This window comes from Pseudomonas germanica, assembly GCF_019614655.1.
GTDB classification, from domain to species: Bacteria; Pseudomonadota; Gammaproteobacteria; order Pseudomonadales; family Pseudomonadaceae; genus Aquipseudomonas; species Aquipseudomonas neuropathica.
Window position 1 is genome coordinate 4,976,622 of record NZ_CP071586.1, and the last position, 15,071, is coordinate 4,991,692.

Consider the following 15,071-nt stretch of genomic DNA (forward strand, 5'->3'; position numbering starts at 1 on the left):
GATGAAACCCCACGCCACGGCCATCAACCAACGGCTGCTACGCGGTCAGACGCCGTCCTATGAACGCTTGCAGGCGCGTCTGGCCGAAGACGGCAGCACGCTGGCCGCCGACCCGATTGCCGTACATTGCGGCTGGGGCCGGTTGCTGATCGGCCACACGTTTCCCGACCCGGCATCGCTGGCGCAGGAGCTGCTCAAAGAGCAGCCCGGCGAGCGTGATATCGCGCTGTACGTCGCGGCGCCGCAGCAGATCCTCGGCCTGGAACCGACGCAACTGTTTCTCGACCCGTCGGACACCCTGCGCCTGTGGTTCAGCGATTACCGCCAGGCCACCCGTGTGTTTCGCGGCTTTCGTATTCGCCGCGCGCAAAGTGAGGCGGACTGGCAGGCGATCAATCTGTTGTACCAGGCGCGCGGCATGTTGCCGATCGACGCCACGCGGCTGACGCCGCATCATCAGGGCGGCCCGGTGTACTGGCTGGCCGAGGATGAAGACAGCGGCGCGGTGATCGGCAGCGTCATGGGCCTGAACCATCAAAAGGCTTTCAACGACCCGGAAAACGGCAGCAGCCTGTGGTGCCTGGCGGTTGATCCGCAATGCTCGCGGCCGGGTGTTGGTGAAGTGCTGGTGCGGCACCTGATCGAGCACTTCATGAGTCGCGGCTTGAGCTATCTGGATCTGTCAGTTCTGCATGACAACCGGCAGGCGAAAAACCTCTACGCCAAGCTCGGCTTTCGCAATCTGTCGACCTTCGCCATCAAGCGCAAAAACGGCATCAACCAGCCGCTTTTCCTCGGCCCGGGGCCAGAAGCGCAGTTCAATCCGTATGCGCGGATCATCGTTGAAGAAGCTCATCGACGCGGCATCGACGTGCAAGTGGATGACGCCGATGCCGGGCTGTTCACTCTCAGCCACGGCGGGCGTCGCGTGCGTTGCCGCGAATCGCTGAGCGACCTGACCAGCGCGATCAGCATGAGCCTGTGCCAAGACAAAAGCCTGACCCACAAAGTGCTCAAAGGCGCCGGACTGAACCTGCCCTCGCAGCAACTGGCCGGTAATGCCGACGACAATCTGGCCTTCCTCGATGAGCATCAACGGGTGGTGGTCAAACCGCTCGACGGTGAACAGGGCCAAGGCGTAGCGGTGGATTTGCAGAGCATCGAAGAGGTGCAGCAAGCCATCGAAACGGCGAAGCAATTTGACAGCCGCGTGCTGCTCGAAAGCTTCCACGAAGGGCTTGATCTGCGGATTCTGGTGATTGGCTTTGAAGTGGTGGCCGCGGCGATTCGCAAGCCGGCGGAAGTAGTCGGCGATGGCCAGCATTCGGTGGGCGCGTTGATCGAGGCGCAGAGCCGTCGTCGGCAAGCGGCGACCAGTGGCGAAAGCAAGATCCCGCTGGATCACGAAACCCAGCGCACCCTGCATGCGGCGGGCTATGACTACAGCAGCATTCTGCCGGCGGGCGAGCATCTGTTTGTCCGCCGTACGGCAAATCTGCACACCGGTGGCACGCTGGAGGATGTCACCGCGATTCTGCATCCGACGTTGATTGATGCCGCCGTGCGCGCGGCGCGGGCGCTGGATATTCCGATGGTCGGGCTCGACTTGATGGTGCCAGCGGCGGATCAACCGGAGTACGTGTTTATCGAGGCCAACGAACGCGCCGGTCTGGCCAACCATGAGCCGCAGCCGACGGCGGAACGCTTTGTCGATTTGTTGTTTCCGCACAGTCAGCCGGCTATTTAACCCTTTCCTGATCGTTCCCACGTCGAGGCGTCGAACCGTCTGCGTGGGAACGCCTCACCGGACGCTCTGCGTCCACTCTTGGGACGCAGAGCGTCCCCGGCTGCATTCCCACGCAGAGCGTGGGAACGATCAGTGCTCAACCCATCAGGAGTTTCCATGACCACGCAAATCCCCGAACCGGATCTCAACTACCTGCAAAAAGTCTTGCTGGAAATGCTCGCCATTCCCAGCCCCACCGGGTTCACCGACACCATCGTGCGTTACGTCGCCGAGCGTTTGGAAGAGCTCGGCATCCCCTTTGAAATGACTCGACGCGGCACCATTCGCGCCACGCTCAAAGGCAAGAAGAACAGCCCCGACCGCGCCGTTTCCGCGCACCTGGACACCATCGGCGCCGCCGTTCGTGCGATCAAGGACAACGGCCGCCTGACCCTCGCCCCGGTCGGCTGCTGGTCGAGCCGCTTTGCCGAGGGCAGCCGCGTCAGCCTGTTTACCGACAACGGCGTGATTCGCGGCAGTGTCTTGCCGTTGATGGCGTCCGGGCATGCCTTCAACACTGCCGTCGATGAAATGCCGATCAGTTGGGATCACGTTGAACTGCGTCTGGATGCCTACTGTGCGACCAAGGCTGACTGCGACTCGCTGGGCATCAGCATCGGCGACGTGGTGGCATTCGATCCGCTGCCGGAGTTCACCGAAAGCGGTCACATCAGCGCCCGTCACCTCGATGACAAGGCCGGCGTTGCCGCGCTGCTCGCGGCACTCAAAGCCATCGTCGACAGCGGCCAGGAGCTGATGATCGACTGCCACCCGCTGTTCACCATCACCGAGGAAACCGGCAGCGGCGCGGCGGCGGCGCTGCCTTGGGACGTTAGCGAATTCGTCGGCATCGACATCGCGCCGGTCGCTCCCGGACAGCACTCCAGCGAGCATGCGGTGAGTGTGGCGATGCAGGATTCTGGCGGCCCGTACGATTATCACCTGTCGCGACATTTGCTGCGTCTGGCCGGTGAAAACGAACTGCCGGTGCGCCGCGACCTGTTCCGCTATTACTTCAGCGATGCGCACTCGGCGGTGACCGCCGGCCACGACATCCGCACCGCCCTGCTCGCGTTTGGCTGCGATGCGACCCATGGGTATGAGCGCACGCACATCGACAGTCTGGCGGCGTTGAGTCGTTTGCTGGGCGCTTATATTCTGAGCCCGCCGGTGTTTGCCAGTGATGCGGCGCCGGCCAATGCCTCGCTTGATCGCTTCAGTCATCAGATTGAACATGACACGCAGATGGAGAGCGATACGCGAGTGCCGTCGGTGGACAGTCTGGTGGGGCAGCGTTCCGATAGTTGATCCGGCTTTGTGATGACAGGACTGGCCCCATCGCTGGCAAGCCAGCTCCCACAGGTATCGGAGGTGTACACAAATTTGTGTTGCCCCAATTACTGTGGGAGCTGGCTTGCCAGCGATGAGGTCGGTACAGGCAACACAAAACTGGCAGGCAAACCGCAATCGCCGTAGCATCCCGCCATTGATTCAGCCGAGGTGCCCATGCTTATTCCCCACGACCAACTTGAAGTCGACACCCTCACCCGCCTCATCGAGGATTTCGTCACCCGCGACGGCACCGACAACGGTGATGACACGCCGCTGGAAACCCGCGTGCTGCGCGTGCGTCAGGCATTGACTAAAGGCCAGGCGCTGATCGTCTTCGACCCGGAAAGCGAGCAGTGCCAGTTGATGCTCAAGCACGACGTGCCCAAGCACCTGTTCGACTGAAATCCTCAGCGAACTTTCTGCGTGGCTTGCTTGCGCTGAATCCGCTCATAGACCTCCGCGCGGTGCACGTTGACCTTTTGTGGCGCCTCGACGCCAAATCGCACGCTGGCACCGTTCACTGACAGAACGCGCAAGGTGATGTCATCACCGATTGAAATCAACTCACCAACGACACGGCTGAGTACAAGCATGAGATTCGTCCTTCAGGGTTAGCGAACCCTGAAGATGCGCGGCTTGCCGCGCCTCTTCAATGCACGGCGCGCAAATCAGTTTTGCCTTACACCCATGATCGCCGCGAGCTGTCAGACACTTCCCACAAAAGGTCTTCAGGCAGCAGAAAAGCGTGGCCCGAACAGAATCACGCTGGCGCCGATCACGCACAGCGCCACGCCGATCCAGTCCGAACCCAAGGGACGCACGCGCTCGACCACCATCAGCCAGCCAATCGAAGCGACGATGTAGATGCCGCCATAAGCGGCGTAGGCACGACCGGCATAGTTGGCTTCAACACGGGTCAGCAACAGTGCGAACAGGGTCAGGCTGAGCAGCGCAGGAATCACCCACAAGGCACTTTTGCCCTGACGCAGCCACATGAAGAAGGCGAAACAACCGGCGATTTCAAACAGCGCCGCAAGAAAGAACCACAGGTAATTGAGCATTGACGTGTCTCGACAGGGTGACCATTGCGGCCACCCTAGCGACGCTGTCTCCGACGGGCAAGCTCAGCCGTTGCTCTGTTTGGCTTTGGCGCGCATTTTCTCCGCCATTGAGGTCATTTCGTTGTAGAGCAGTTGCGGGTTCTTCTGCTTCAGCGCCCAGGCCATGCGCCCTTGTTCGTGGGGCAGGATCATGAACTCGCCAGCGGCGACTTGCTGATAGATGTAGTCAGCGATATCCGCCGCCGTAATTGGCGAACTTTCCAGCAACTTGCCGACCTGCGCTTTCATCGCCGGGGTCGGCCCACGGAACGAATCGAGCAAGTTAGTCTGGAAGAACGAGGGGCAGACCACGTGCACGCCGACTTCCTGCTGCGCCAGTTCGATCAGCAGACTTTCCGACAGTGCTACCACGCCGGCCTTGGCCACGTTGTAGTTGCTCATCGCCGGGCCTTGCATCAGTGCCGCCATGGAGGCGATGTTGATGATTTTGCCTTTGCTTTGTTCAAGCAGCGGCAAGAACGCCTTGCAGCCCTTGACCACGCCCATCAGGTTGATCGCGATCTGCCAATCCCAGTCTTCCAGGGACAGTTCGCTGAAAAAGCCACCCGAGGCCACGCCGGCGTTGTTGACGATGATGTCGATGCCGCCGAGCTTTTCTTCACAGGCCTGAGCGAACGCGGTGAGCTGGCTGTAATCACGTACATCACAGCGCTGGGTAAAACCGTCGCCACCGGCCTCGCGGACCATTTTCAGGGTTTCCTGAAGACCGGGTTCGCTGACGTCGGACAAGGCCAGTTGCCAGCCTTCACGTGCCCAGCGCAGCGCGATTTCGCGACCCAGGCCCGAGCCCGCACCAGTGATCATCATGCGATTTTGCATAGCACACAGCCTTGTTGTTCTGGGAAAGATGCGCCGAGTGTAGCGAAGGATCGGCGCGCGCCCACGCTCCATCAAGTTGCTGAATGCAAGATCAAAAGATCGCAGCCTTCGGCAGCTCCTACACGCGTTCAATGTAGGAGCTGCCGAAGGCTGCGATCTTTTGATCTTGTGCTTCAAAGGAAATAAACGAGCAATCCAAATACATTAAAAAAACATTGAATTTTCTTTCACGCGCACCGGTCGGAATTTGTAAGCCGTCTGGAATTACTTAGTCTCCAGTCGCCCTTGAATACCAAGACTTCTCGAACACTATCAACAAGGAAATCGACATGGGCACAATTCTAATCATTATCCTGATCCTGTTGCTGATCGGTGGTCTGCCGGTCTTCCCGCACTCCAGAAGTTGGGGCTACGGTCCATCGGGCATTATCGGCGTGGTGTTGGTGGTGCTGTTGGTGCTGCTGTTACTCGGTCGGATATAACGATTCACGCGTAAAAAAAGAGGCCCTGTTAAGGGCCTCTTTTTTATTGCGCGGATCTTTCTGTTATAGATCGATCAGTCCGGCTTGCCGTGGATGACACCGGCGGTGTTATCCATCAGGCTCTTGGTTGCCGTTTGCAGGAACGCTTCGAGTTTGAGTTTCAACTCGGCGGTGCGCGGCGCATTCGGTACCACTTCGGCGTGCGGATTGGCCCCCAGTTGGTACTGCCACATCTTCGGCCCCATATCCTTGTCTCTCGGCAACACCAGAATCTGGTCAGCGGTGACGATAGCAGTGGTCTGCTCGCTGCCCGACGGCTTGATCACACCGAAACCGGTGTCGCCTTCCGGCAGGTTGAGCAAGTCGCGGCCCCAGCACTGGTGACGCACTTCGCCGCCGAGACGGCCCATGATGGTTGGCACGATATCGATCTGCGTACCCACTGTGTGGTCACGCGTACCGAACTTCTCCTGAATGCCAGGTGCGATCATCAGCATCGGTACGTTGAAGCGGCCCAGGTCCATTTCGGTGATCTGGCGCTCGTTGCCGAAGCCGTGGTCGCCGACGATGACGAACAGGGTTTCCTTGAAGTACGGCTCTTTGCGCGCCTTCTCGAAGAACTGACCCAGCGCCCAGTCGGAGTAGCGCATGGCGGTCAAGTGTTCGTTGAGGCTGCCGCGATCGGTCACGCGCTCGACCGGCAATGGCGTCGGCAAGGCGTATGGCGTGTGGTTAGACAGGGTTTGCAGCAGCGCGTAGAACGGCTTGCCGTTTTCCCGCGCCTTCAACTCCTGCAGACCACGGTCGAACATGTCCTGGTCGGACACGCCCCAGGTCGGATCGGAGAACACCGGGTTGACGAAGTCGTTACGGCCAACGAAGTTGGTCATGCCCTGGTTGCTGAAAAAGCCCGACTGGTTGTCCCAGGCGAAGTCGCCGTTGTAGACGTATACGTCGTCGTAGTTGCGGGCGCTGAGCACCTGCGGCAAGCCGGACAGTTTGTGGCTGCCTTCCGGGGTCTGCATCAGGTATTCGAAACCTGGCAGGTTGGGGAAGCAGGCCATGGTCGCGAACATGCCCTGATGGGTGTGCGTACCGTTGGAGAAGAAGCGATCGAACAGCAGACCTTCCTTCGACAGTTTGTCCAGGTATGGCGTGATGTTGCCTGGCGCGCCCAGTGCACCGACCGAGTGACCGGCCATGCTTTCCATCAGGATCACGACGACGTTCTTGATCGGCAGGGTCTTGTCGGCCGGCGGCGTGTAATCACGGCGCACAGCGGCAATATCGGCATCGACCAGTTTTTCGTCTGGCATCAGCAGCATGTCGCGCACGACTTTCTGCGCCTGCTCTTGCGGCAACGTCGCTTTCCAGATGTTGTCGCGATCTTCGCCCATGCGAGATTTGGCGGCCTCGATCAGCGACAGCGTGGCGTTGAGGCCGAGCTGGTTGGCGAAGTTGGAATCGGTGGTGTAGACATCACCCCAGCGCATCGGCGGGCCCTGACGCAAGGTGCCACGGGCGGCAGCCACGCAGATCAGCAGGCAGACCATGAACACCGCCAGACGGGTGTACCACGGCGCAACTTGACGAGTACCCACGCTGCCGCCGCTGAACGGTCCGCGTGGACGCGTGGCACGATCGGCGCCTTTGAACGCAAGGGTCAGGATGACAGTGCCGATGGCCCACGCCAGCAGATAGCGCACTACCGGAAAACCGTACCAGAGCATGCTCATCACGGTTTTCGGGTCTTCCTTCACGTACTGGAACACCAGGCCGTTGAGGCGCTGGTGGAACTCGCGGTAGAAGTCCATCTCCATCAGGCCGAGGAACAGCGCGATGCTTGAGGCGATGGTCAGCCACAAGCGGAAGAAGCCGCGTGCGGCCATGGCGCGGGCACTGAACAGCGCCAGCACCAGCGGAATGCACAGGTAAACCACCAGGCGCAGGTCAAAACGCAGGCCGTTGGCGAAAGCTTCGAGGAAGGTCGAAGCCGGGGTATCGAGGATCATCTCGCGGTTGTAGACCAGCAGCGCGAGGCGCAGCACGGAAAACATCACCATCATGACCAGCGCGCAAAGCAGCGTGTAGGCCAGATGCGATTTGACGGTCGGTTGCAGCAGGCGAGCAGAAGATCGCTGCTGATTCAGGGCGTCCGGGTTTGCCATGTCGTTTTAGGACCCATTGGAAGTTGAAGTTGCAAAAATACAGCGGCGCCATGCCCTCTATTGGTCATTCCAGACCCCGGGGCTTGCGCGGTGCGCAAATGTTGCACGATCACCCGCACCATTGCCATTGATTACTGCCCCGCCGCTAGACACTTTCATTTACAGCAGCGGACAAACAGCGCGGGCGAATTGTCAGGAACACTTTGTGAAAATTTCGTGCAACGCATATCTGGAAACACAATATAGATACAAAACAAAACGCCCCGACTTGTTCGGGGCGTTTCGTTGAACGCGGGCCGATTACTTCTCGGCGCGCTCTTTCAAAGCTTTGAGGGTGTTGAACGGAGCATCGACGACAAATTTGTTGGCAACCATTGCCGGCACGCTGCCACCTGGTTCGGTGTGCACTTGATAAGTGACTTCAACCTGGTCGCCCTTCGGTACGAACTTCCAGAAGCCTTTGACCTGCTGCACGCGGACAAAGCCTTTTTCTTCAGGAACGTACGTCGGCAGACCTTTGAGGTTGCGGGTCAAGCTGCCGTCGGCGCCTTCGACGGTGGTGACTTCGATCACCGAGTCACGCGGGGTGACTGGCCAAGGGGTGTTGAACTGGGTGTAGGTCCAGCTCTGATCGCCCTCGTGCTTGAGCAGTTTCTGGGTCTTGCACTCGTGAATCCAGGCGCAGGCGCCAGCGACGTCTTCCTGCAGTGCGCGCAATTTGGCGACGGTGGTTTTCATCAGCGCAACACCCTGGTAGGACTTGTAGTCCGAACCTGGCACTTCACTCAGGGACACCTTGATACCGTCCTCGTTCTTGGCGACTTTCCAGTCTTCAGCCTGAGCGACGGAGGTGGCCAGCACAGCGGTCAAACCACACAACACAGCGATACGATGCAGCGAACCCATAGTCTTATTCCTTATTGTTGAAGTTCCGTTCGTTTGACACATCACGCCGCCGTCATCTGCTCCCACCAGCCAATCAGCCTGATCGCTTCTTCCGAGCTGCTGCCACAGACTTCGACATCCGCCGCGAAGCCGGAACAGACTGCCGGGCGCTCGGGGCGGCCGAAAATGCTGCACAGGTTTTCGACCGAGAGTTGCACGCAACGTTCGCCGGCAGGTTTGCCATCAGGCATGCCGGGAATTGGCGAACTGATGGAAGGGGCAATGCAGCAAGCGCCACAGCCTTCACGGCATTTCATGACGAACAATTCCTCGCGACGGGCGATGTGTAAAAGGGACGCGGAACAGAGTAACCGCTAAAACGGCTGTTTCAAATTCCCGGAACCGGGGTTTTCACCGATAACTGAATGTGACTGACCAGTCTCCGACAAAGCGTCTGGTCTGCGGGTCACAGATGAGCTGAGTTTACTGCTTGAATTCAAAGTCCAGCGCCGCACCTTCGACTTCACGGCGCTCTTCATTGCGCAGTTGCAACTGCATTTCGTTGCTGAGCAAGCGGCCGTTGAGCTGGAATCCGTTGTTTTTCTCGCCAAACATCTGCGGCAGGATCGGCTCGCGCTTGGGCAATTCAACTGTGCCCTTGGGCTTCAATTCCTCGACCATGTCCTTGGGCAGGCTCAAATCGAGTTTGGCCGACGGCAACTTGGTTTTTACCACTTCACTGGCGGGTTTCGATTTCGAGGCGACTGGCTTGCGCTTCTTGATGACTTTTTGCTGAGGTTTCTTCGCGGGAGTTGCCTTTTGCGCTGGCGTGTATTTTTTTGCCGGGCTCGTCGCCGCCAGTTTTTCCTGAGCCGCAGCGGCCACGACGCCAGGCGCATGACCGATCATCAGCAAACCCAGCAAAACCCAAGCGGCAGGAGCAATCGCTTTCATGAACCCAACAGTGGCAAACGGCAGATGGCCATATGCTCGCTTGTTGGGCGCCACAAGACAAGCATCACCCACCGCTCGTTCAGAATCCGCCAGCGGTTTCCTGACACAGTTGCGTCGCCAGCAACCCAAGGGTCATCAACGCCCGCTCCGCCTCGCGGTTCCACGGAATCCCGCAGTTCAGGCGAATACAGTGGTTGAACTGCTCGGTATTACTGAAGATCAGTCCCGGCGCAATGCTGATGCCCTGCTGCAGGGCGCGCACATGCAATTCCTGAGTATTCACCCTACCCGGCAAGCTCACCCAGAGGATGAAACCGCCCGTAGGCCGGGTCATTTGCGTGCCTTCGGGGAAGTACTGCTGCACCGCCAACTGGAACGCGCTGAGGTTTTTTCGGTATTCCTGGCGGATGTACCGTAAATGCCGGTCATAACCGCCGTTTTCCAGATAAGCGGCAATCGCCATCTGCGTCACGCTGCACGCCGAATGGGTGCTGAAGGTCTGCAGTCGCTGGATTTCCTGCTGGTACTTGCCAGCGATCATCCAGCCGATGCGCACACCGGGTGACAAGGTTTTGGAGAAGCTCGAACAGTAGATCACCCGATCCAGTCGGTCATAAGCCTTGAGCGCTTTGGTTTTGCCCTGCTCGAACATCAACTCGCCATAGATGTCGTCTTCGACAATCTGGATGTCGAAGTCCGAGGCCAGACGCAGCAACTGTTTCTGCCGCTCTTCGGGCATGGTGCCGCCCAGTGGATTGCTCAGGCGCGTGGTCAGCACCAGCGCTTTGATCGACCACTGGTTGGCCGCCAGTTGCAAGGCTTCGAGGCTCATGCCGGTGGCAGGATCGCTGGGGATTTCGATGACTTTCAGGCCGAGCAGATCGGCCAGTTGCAGCAAACCGTAATAGGTCGGCGACTCGGCAGCGATCAGATCGCCCGGACGGGTCAGCACACGCAACGACATCTGCAGAGCATCGACGCAACCGTGGGTGATCACGACTTCCGACGGATCGACCACTACACCGGCATCACGCATGCGGATCGCCACTTGCCGGCGCAGCGGTTCGAAACCGGGGCTGAACATGTAGCTGAAGGCGCGTGGGCTATGAAAACGCGTGACCTTGGCCAGTTGCTGATGCAAGGCGCGCACCGGCAAGTAATCGACACTTGGCACGGCAGCGCCGAGCGGGAACACACCTTCACGGCGTGATTCGACCAGCACCTGTTGAATGATGCTGCTGCGAGTGACCAGACCGGGACGTTCAACCCGCGCAATGTCCGGTGTCGGTGCAGTCAGCGCAGGCGTTTGGTGTACGTAATATCCGGACTGCGGACGTGCGCGAATCAGCCCCTGATCTTCGAGATTGGCGTAGGCCTGCAACACCGTCGCATGGCTGACGTTGAGCTGCGAACTCATCTTGCGTACCGAAGGCACGCGCTCCCCCGGTTGATAGACCCCACGGCGGATGTCTTCGGCCAGTTGCTGAGCAATACGTTGGTAGAGCAAGAGATTGGTCATGACGCAGCACTCGATTTCACGGGCATTTTATTCTTGTGTGAAACAATACCGGAACAGTTTAGAAGTGTACTGGGACAGTTGCCACATTACTCGACCATACAGTGCGGTGTCTGCCCCCTACTGTACGGATTGCGAGCCAATCGACAGACGTAAAAAAGCCCGGCACTGCATGACAGCCCGGGCTTTCCAGAGACGCAACCCTTAACGGGCGGCGCCGAGCTGGCCTTTTTCATCGGAGAAGACAATTTCAACCCGACGATTCTGTGCCCGCCCACGCTCGGAAGCGTTGGCGTCCACCGGGTATTCGTCGCCGTAGCCTTCGACCTGAATGCGTTTGTCGTCGATGCCCAGGTCCATCAGCACGTCCGCCACCGATTGCGCGCGGTCACGGGACAGCTTGAGGTTCTCCTGTTTGCCGCCGGTGCTGTCGGTGTAGCCCTCGATGCGCACTACACGTTTGGGGTTCAGTTGCAGGAACTGGACGATTTTCAGCACAACACGGTTGGCCGAGTTTTTCAGCTCCGCTTCACCGGTGTCGAACAGCACATCGCCGAGGGTCATCACCAGACCACGGTCGGTCTGCGTGGTGGCCAGTGCTACGATCTGTTCTTCCAGCCATTTGCCCTGTTGCTGCACGCTGAGCAACTTCGATTCACGCAAGGCCAGTTGCAGGCGCTGACGCTCCAGCTCAAGTTTGGCTGCGCGCTCCTCATTGAGCACCTGATTGGTATGCTCGCGGGCGATTTCGCTGTAGCGCTGGCTCAGGTAGGCGTAGTGCACAACATCGGAACCGCTGCCCCAATAGGTCGACAGGCGATCGGCACGAGCCAGGGACTCACCGGCGCGGATCACGTCTTTCGGCGCGATGCGCAGCACGTTGGAGTCTTCCTTGACCTTCTGAAAGTCGGCGCTGGCTTCCTGCAGAGCGGATTCGCTGTGCTGACCGGCGCAGCCGTACAGGCTGACGCAACCGGCGAGGATCAGGCCGCCTACAACTTTCGACTTGAGGCTCATTGGGCATCTCCCAGTTGCTTGCGCAGACGGACGATGCGGGTGTTAAGCACATTCACCTGTTCTTGACTTTTTTGCGTCAGCACTTTGGCTTCGGCCAGACGTGCATCCAGCTCGGCCTGTTCGGAGCGCATGCGCGCATTCCGGTAGGACTGGTCAGCCATGTTGCCTTTGGCGCGGTTGTACTTGGTTTCGGCCAGTTTCATTTCCGGCACTTCATCGGCGGTGGCGCCAACAGCCTTGGCCTGGGTGATGGCTTGCTCGGTCAGGCGCATTTGTTCATTGGGTGCCGGATCGGTCGCGCAACCGGCCAGGGCCAGAACGGCCACAGCCGCGAAAAGAGGTCGAATACTCACTAAGAATCCCTACTGTTTTGGGGCACTGACAGGTTGTGGCGGCTGTTGCTGCTGCGCCTTCCAGCGCTCGATATTGCGTTGCAGCGCGGCTTCCGTCAGTCCGGACGCGGGCAATTCTGTCATCTTTTTGGCCAACTGTCCGCGCAACCACGGATCGTTGCATGCCGAGTTATGCGAAACCGCGAGGAACAGCCCCGGCCGGTCGACCGGTTGCTCGAACACCAACAGGTCATTGGCCATACCCAATGCCTGCGCGGCGGCCATGCCCGAGTATCGGCCGGCGAGTACATATTCCACTTCGCCCAAGAGCAGTTTCTGTAGCGCCTGAGTGAGGTTGGCTGTCCGGGTCAGGGTCAGATTCTGCTCGGCGAAAGTGCCAAATGCCTGGGTCATACGAGACTTTTCCGACAACGCACCGACGTGACCGTGCAGGTCTTTGGCCTCGCTGTAGACCAGCGTCGAGCCTTTGCGGGTCCACACCAGATAGTCGTTTTCCAGCAACGGCGGATGGATGTAGTCGAGGTTTTCCAGCTCATTGAGGGTCAGCGGCGCGTCGGCGAGCATGTCCATGCGCCCGCTGCGCACTTCATCGAGGGCTTGCGAACGTTTGCCGGCGTAGAGCAATTCGACTTTGATGCCGAGGTCTTTGGCGACTTGTTGCAGCAGATCAGCGCTGGCACCGATCAACTGCTTGGGATTCTGCGGGTCCTGCCACAGGTACGGCGGCGCATCCGGGCTACCGGTGACGACGAGGCGCTCGCATTTGCCAGCGGCCATCGCCAACCCCGGCAACAGGGCCAACCCCAACAACCATCCGCAGCGCAGATCCATGGCAACACACTCCCACTCAAATCCGAGACAAAAAAAGCCCGACCAAAAGGTCGGGCTCTTTATAAGTGAAGCCGCTGGATTAGACCAGCTTCTCCAGCTCAGGGACGGCTTCGAACAGATCAGCCACGAGACCGTAATCGGCCACCTGGAAGATCGGCGCTTCTTCGTCCTTGTTGATCGCAACGATCACTTTGGAGTCTTTCATACCGGCCAAGTGCTGGATCGCGCCGGAGATACCGACGGCAATGTACAGCTGTGGCGCAACAATCTTGCCGGTCTGACCGACCTGCATGTCGTTCGGTACGAAACCTGCGTCGACCGCGGCGCGCGAAGCACCGACAGCAGCGCCCAGCTTGTCGGCCAGAGCGTACAGGTGTTTGAAGTTGTCGCCGTTCTGCATGCCGCGGCCGCCGGAAACGACGATCTTGGCAGCGGTCAGCTCAGGACGATCGGACTTGGCCAGTTCTTCGTTGACGAAGCTGGAAGTGCCCGCGTTGTGCGCAGCAGCAACTGCTTCAACGGCAGCCGAACCACCTTCAGCGGCAACCGGGTCGAAACCGGTAGCACGTACAGTGATCACTTTGATCGCAGCGGTCGACTGCACGGTAGCGATAGCGTTACCGGCGTAGATCGGACGCTTGAACGTGTCAGCGCTTTCGACCGAGATGATCTCGGAGATCTGGTCAACGTCCAGCTGCGCGGCAACGCGCGGCAGGATGTTTTTACCGTTGGAGGTCGCGGCAGCCAGGATGTGGCTGTAGCCAGCGCCCAGCTCTACAACCAATGGCGCAACGTTTTCCGGCAGCTGATGCGCGTAAGCGGCATTGTCAGCGTTGAGGACTTTGCTCACGCCAGCGATTTTCGCAGCGGCTTCAGCCACGGCGCCAGCGCCTTGACCTGCAACCAGAACGTGGACGTCGCCGCCGATTTTGACCGCAGCAGCCACGGTGTTCAGTGTGGCCGGGGCCAGCACTTTGTTGTCGTGTTCAGCAATAACCAAGATAGTCATTTAGATTACCTTCGCTTCGTTTTTCAGTTTCTCGACCAATTCAGCTACCGACTTAACCTTGATGCCCGCGCTGCGTGCAGCCGGCGCTTCGACTTTCAGGGTCTTGTTGGTGGAGGCGGTGGAAACGCCCAAAGCGTCCGGAGTCAGCACTTCGAGAGGCTTCTTCTTGGCTTTCATGATGTTTGGCAGGGACGCGTAGCGCGGCTCGTTCAAACGCAGGTCGGTGGTGACGATGGCCGGCAGTTTCAGGGAAACCGTCTGCGCGCCGCCGTCGATTTCACGAGTCACGGCAACGCTGTCGCCGGAGACTTCGACTTTCGAGGCGAACGTGCCCTGACCGTAGCCGCTCAATGCAGCGAGCATCTGGCCGGTCTGGTTGTTGTCGCTGTCGATGGCCTGCTTGCCGAGGATCACCAGCTGCGGCTGTTCCTTGTCGACCACAGCCTTGAGCAGCTTGGCCACGGCGAGCGAGGTCAGATCTTCAGTGGATTCGACGAGGATGGCACGGTCGGCACCCAGAGCCAGTGCGGTACGCAGTTGCTCCTGAGCGGTGGTCGGGCCGATGGAGACGACGACGATTTCAGTCGCAACACCTTTCTCTTTCAGGCGTACGGCTTCTTCCACTGCGATTTCGCAGAACGGGTTCATCGACATCTTGACGTTGGCGAGATCGACGCCGGAATTGTCCGCCTTGACGCGAACCTTGACGTTGTAATCCACAACGCGTTTGACAGCTACAAGAACCTTCATGGATTCCTCGTTACTCTCCGGTGAAAAGAAAGTCGCCTAGGCGAACCT

17 protein-coding genes are annotated in these 15,071 nt (G+C 59.2%); 4 read left to right on the forward strand and 13 right to left on the reverse strand.

Features of this window, described 5'->3' with window-relative positions; translation table 11 throughout:
• Position 1: 1 nt before the first annotated feature.
• From ngg to J0G10_RS21940, 3 genes are all read left to right on the forward strand, one after another.
• A complete protein-coding gene (ngg, locus tag J0G10_RS21930; RefSeq protein WP_220556694.1) occupies positions 2 to 1,747 on the forward strand; it encodes an N-acetylglutaminylglutamine synthetase in 1,746 nt (581 codons plus the stop codon).
• Between the two features lie 156 nt (positions 1,748 to 1,903).
• The gene (locus tag J0G10_RS21935) at positions 1,904 to 3,094 is read left to right on the forward strand and encodes an osmoprotectant NAGGN system M42 family peptidase (RefSeq protein ID WP_077574040.1); all 1,191 of its coding nucleotides are present in this window, start codon (positions 1,904 to 1,906) and stop codon (positions 3,092 to 3,094) included.
• Positions 3,095 to 3,292: 198 nt separating this feature from the next.
• Positions 3,293 to 3,520, forward strand: a complete 228-nt coding sequence (locus J0G10_RS21940) for a YheU family protein (protein WP_003199186.1) — start codon at positions 3,293 to 3,295, stop codon at positions 3,518 to 3,520.
• Positions 3,521 to 3,525: 5 nt separating this feature from the next.
• On the opposite strand, the gene csrA is transcribed toward J0G10_RS21940, so the two are convergent.
• The 3 genes from csrA to J0G10_RS21955 form a co-directional block, all read right to left on the reverse strand.
• Positions 3,526 to 3,711, reverse strand: a complete 186-nt coding sequence (gene csrA, locus J0G10_RS21945; protein ID WP_016985988.1) for a carbon storage regulator CsrA — start codon at positions 3,709 to 3,711, stop codon at positions 3,526 to 3,528.
• A gap of 135 nt (positions 3,712 to 3,846) precedes the next feature.
• Positions 3,847 to 4,179, reverse strand: coding sequence for a YnfA family protein (locus tag J0G10_RS21950; protein ID WP_008088571.1), 333 nt, complete (start codon positions 4,177 to 4,179; stop codon positions 3,847 to 3,849).
• Positions 4,180 to 4,242: 63 nt separating this feature from the next.
• A complete protein-coding gene (locus tag J0G10_RS21955; protein WP_095048583.1) occupies positions 4,243 to 5,058 on the reverse strand; it encodes an SDR family oxidoreductase in 816 nt (271 codons plus the stop codon).
• A gap of 323 nt (positions 5,059 to 5,381) precedes the next feature.
• On the opposite strand from J0G10_RS21955, the gene J0G10_RS21960 reads away from it, so the two are divergent.
• The gene (locus J0G10_RS21960; protein ID WP_169432680.1) at positions 5,382 to 5,540 is read left to right on the forward strand and encodes a DUF3309 family protein; all 159 of its coding nucleotides are present in this window, start codon (positions 5,382 to 5,384) and stop codon (positions 5,538 to 5,540) included.
• A 74-nt stretch (positions 5,541 to 5,614) separates the two neighbouring features.
• On the opposite strand, the gene J0G10_RS21965 is transcribed toward J0G10_RS21960, so the two are convergent.
• The 10 genes from J0G10_RS21965 to J0G10_RS22010 form a co-directional block, all read right to left on the reverse strand.
• Positions 5,615 to 7,708: an LTA synthase family protein gene (locus tag J0G10_RS21965; RefSeq protein ID WP_095048584.1), complete on the reverse strand. Its 2,094-nt coding sequence runs from the start codon at positions 7,706 to 7,708 to the stop codon at positions 5,615 to 5,617.
• 300 nt (positions 7,709 to 8,008) lie between these two features.
• Positions 8,009 to 8,614 carry an START domain-containing protein gene (locus J0G10_RS21970; protein ID WP_095048585.1) on the reverse strand — a complete coding sequence of 202 codons (606 nt, stop codon included), beginning with the start codon at positions 8,612 to 8,614 and terminating at the stop codon, positions 8,009 to 8,011.
• Positions 8,615 to 8,655: 41 nt separating this feature from the next.
• A complete protein-coding gene (locus J0G10_RS21975) occupies positions 8,656 to 8,910 on the reverse strand; it encodes a YkgJ family cysteine cluster protein (protein ID WP_007908349.1) in 255 nt (84 codons plus the stop codon).
• Positions 8,911 to 9,076: 166 nt separating this feature from the next.
• Positions 9,077 to 9,547, reverse strand: a complete 471-nt coding sequence (locus J0G10_RS21980) for a translation initiation factor 2 (RefSeq protein ID WP_220556695.1) — start codon at positions 9,545 to 9,547, stop codon at positions 9,077 to 9,079.
• Between the two features lie 79 nt (positions 9,548 to 9,626).
• On the reverse strand, positions 9,627 to 11,066 hold the full coding sequence (locus tag J0G10_RS21985) for an aminotransferase-like domain-containing protein (protein WP_016985994.1): 1,440 nt from the start codon (positions 11,064 to 11,066) through the stop codon (positions 9,627 to 9,629).
• Positions 11,067 to 11,267: 201 nt separating this feature from the next.
• Positions 11,268 to 12,080 (reverse strand): OmpA family protein, encoded by an 813-nt coding sequence (locus tag J0G10_RS21990; RefSeq protein ID WP_034155321.1) that lies wholly within the window; start codon positions 12,078 to 12,080, stop codon positions 11,268 to 11,270.
• Positions 12,077 to 12,433, reverse strand: a complete 357-nt coding sequence (locus tag J0G10_RS21995; protein WP_093435356.1) for a DUF4398 domain-containing protein — start codon at positions 12,431 to 12,433, stop codon at positions 12,077 to 12,079. The genes J0G10_RS21990 and J0G10_RS21995 overlap by 4 nt, the downstream gene beginning before the upstream one ends.
• A gap of 9 nt (positions 12,434 to 12,442) precedes the next feature.
• Positions 12,443 to 13,264, reverse strand: coding sequence for a substrate-binding periplasmic protein (locus tag J0G10_RS22000; protein WP_095048587.1), 822 nt, complete (start codon positions 13,262 to 13,264; stop codon positions 12,443 to 12,445).
• 79 nt (positions 13,265 to 13,343) lie between these two features.
• Positions 13,344 to 14,273: an electron transfer flavoprotein subunit alpha/FixB family protein gene (locus tag J0G10_RS22005; protein ID WP_220556696.1), complete on the reverse strand. Its 930-nt coding sequence runs from the start codon at positions 14,271 to 14,273 to the stop codon at positions 13,344 to 13,346.
• A complete protein-coding gene (locus J0G10_RS22010; RefSeq protein ID WP_095048588.1) occupies positions 14,274 to 15,023 on the reverse strand; it encodes an electron transfer flavoprotein subunit beta/FixA family protein in 750 nt (249 codons plus the stop codon).
• Positions 15,024 to 15,071: the final 48 nt, after the last annotated feature.

Bases quoted from the DNA above. Each gene is read 5' to 3' on its own strand.
- J0G10_RS22005 (WP_220556696.1), bottom strand. From the start codon at position 14,273: ATGACTATCTTGGTTATTGCTGAACACGACAACAAAGTGCTGGCCCCG.
- J0G10_RS21990 (WP_034155321.1), bottom strand. From the start codon at position 12,080: ATGAGCCTCAAGTCGAAAGTTGTAGGCGGCCTGATCCTCGCCGGTTGC.
- J0G10_RS21975 (WP_007908349.1), bottom strand. From the start codon at position 8,910: ATGAAATGCCGTGAAGGCTGTGGCGCTTGCTGCATTGCCCCTTCCATC.
- J0G10_RS21970 (WP_095048585.1), bottom strand. From the start codon at position 8,614: ATGGGTTCGCTGCATCGTATCGCTGTGTTGTGTGGTTTGACCGCTGTG.
- csrA (WP_016985988.1), bottom strand. From the start codon at position 3,711: ATGCTTGTACTCAGCCGTGTCGTTGGTGAGTTGATTTCAATCGGTGAT.
- J0G10_RS21935 (WP_077574040.1), top strand. From the start codon at position 1,904: ATGACCACGCAAATCCCCGAACCGGATCTCAACTACCTGCAAAAAGTC.
- J0G10_RS21980 (WP_220556695.1), bottom strand. From the start codon at position 9,547: ATGAAAGCGATTGCTCCTGCCGCTTGGGTTTTGCTGGGTTTGCTGATG.
- J0G10_RS21940 (WP_003199186.1), top strand. From the start codon at position 3,293: ATGCTTATTCCCCACGACCAACTTGAAGTCGACACCCTCACCCGCCTC.
- J0G10_RS21985 (WP_016985994.1), bottom strand. From the start codon at position 11,066: ATGACCAATCTCTTGCTCTACCAACGTATTGCTCAGCAACTGGCCGAA.
- ngg (WP_220556694.1), top strand. From the start codon at position 2: ATGAAACCCCACGCCACGGCCATCAACCAACGGCTGCTACGCGGTCAG.
- J0G10_RS21955 (WP_095048583.1), bottom strand. From the start codon at position 5,058: ATGCAAAATCGCATGATGATCACTGGTGCGGGCTCGGGCCTGGGTCGC.
- J0G10_RS22000 (WP_095048587.1), bottom strand. From the start codon at position 13,264: ATGGATCTGCGCTGCGGATGGTTGTTGGGGTTGGCCCTGTTGCCGGGG.
- J0G10_RS21950 (WP_008088571.1), bottom strand. From the start codon at position 4,179: ATGCTCAATTACCTGTGGTTCTTTCTTGCGGCGCTGTTTGAAATCGCC.
- J0G10_RS21965 (WP_095048584.1), bottom strand. From the start codon at position 7,708: ATGGCAAACCCGGACGCCCTGAATCAGCAGCGATCTTCTGCTCGCCTG.
- J0G10_RS22010 (WP_095048588.1), bottom strand. From the start codon at position 15,023: ATGAAGGTTCTTGTAGCTGTCAAACGCGTTGTGGATTACAACGTCAAG.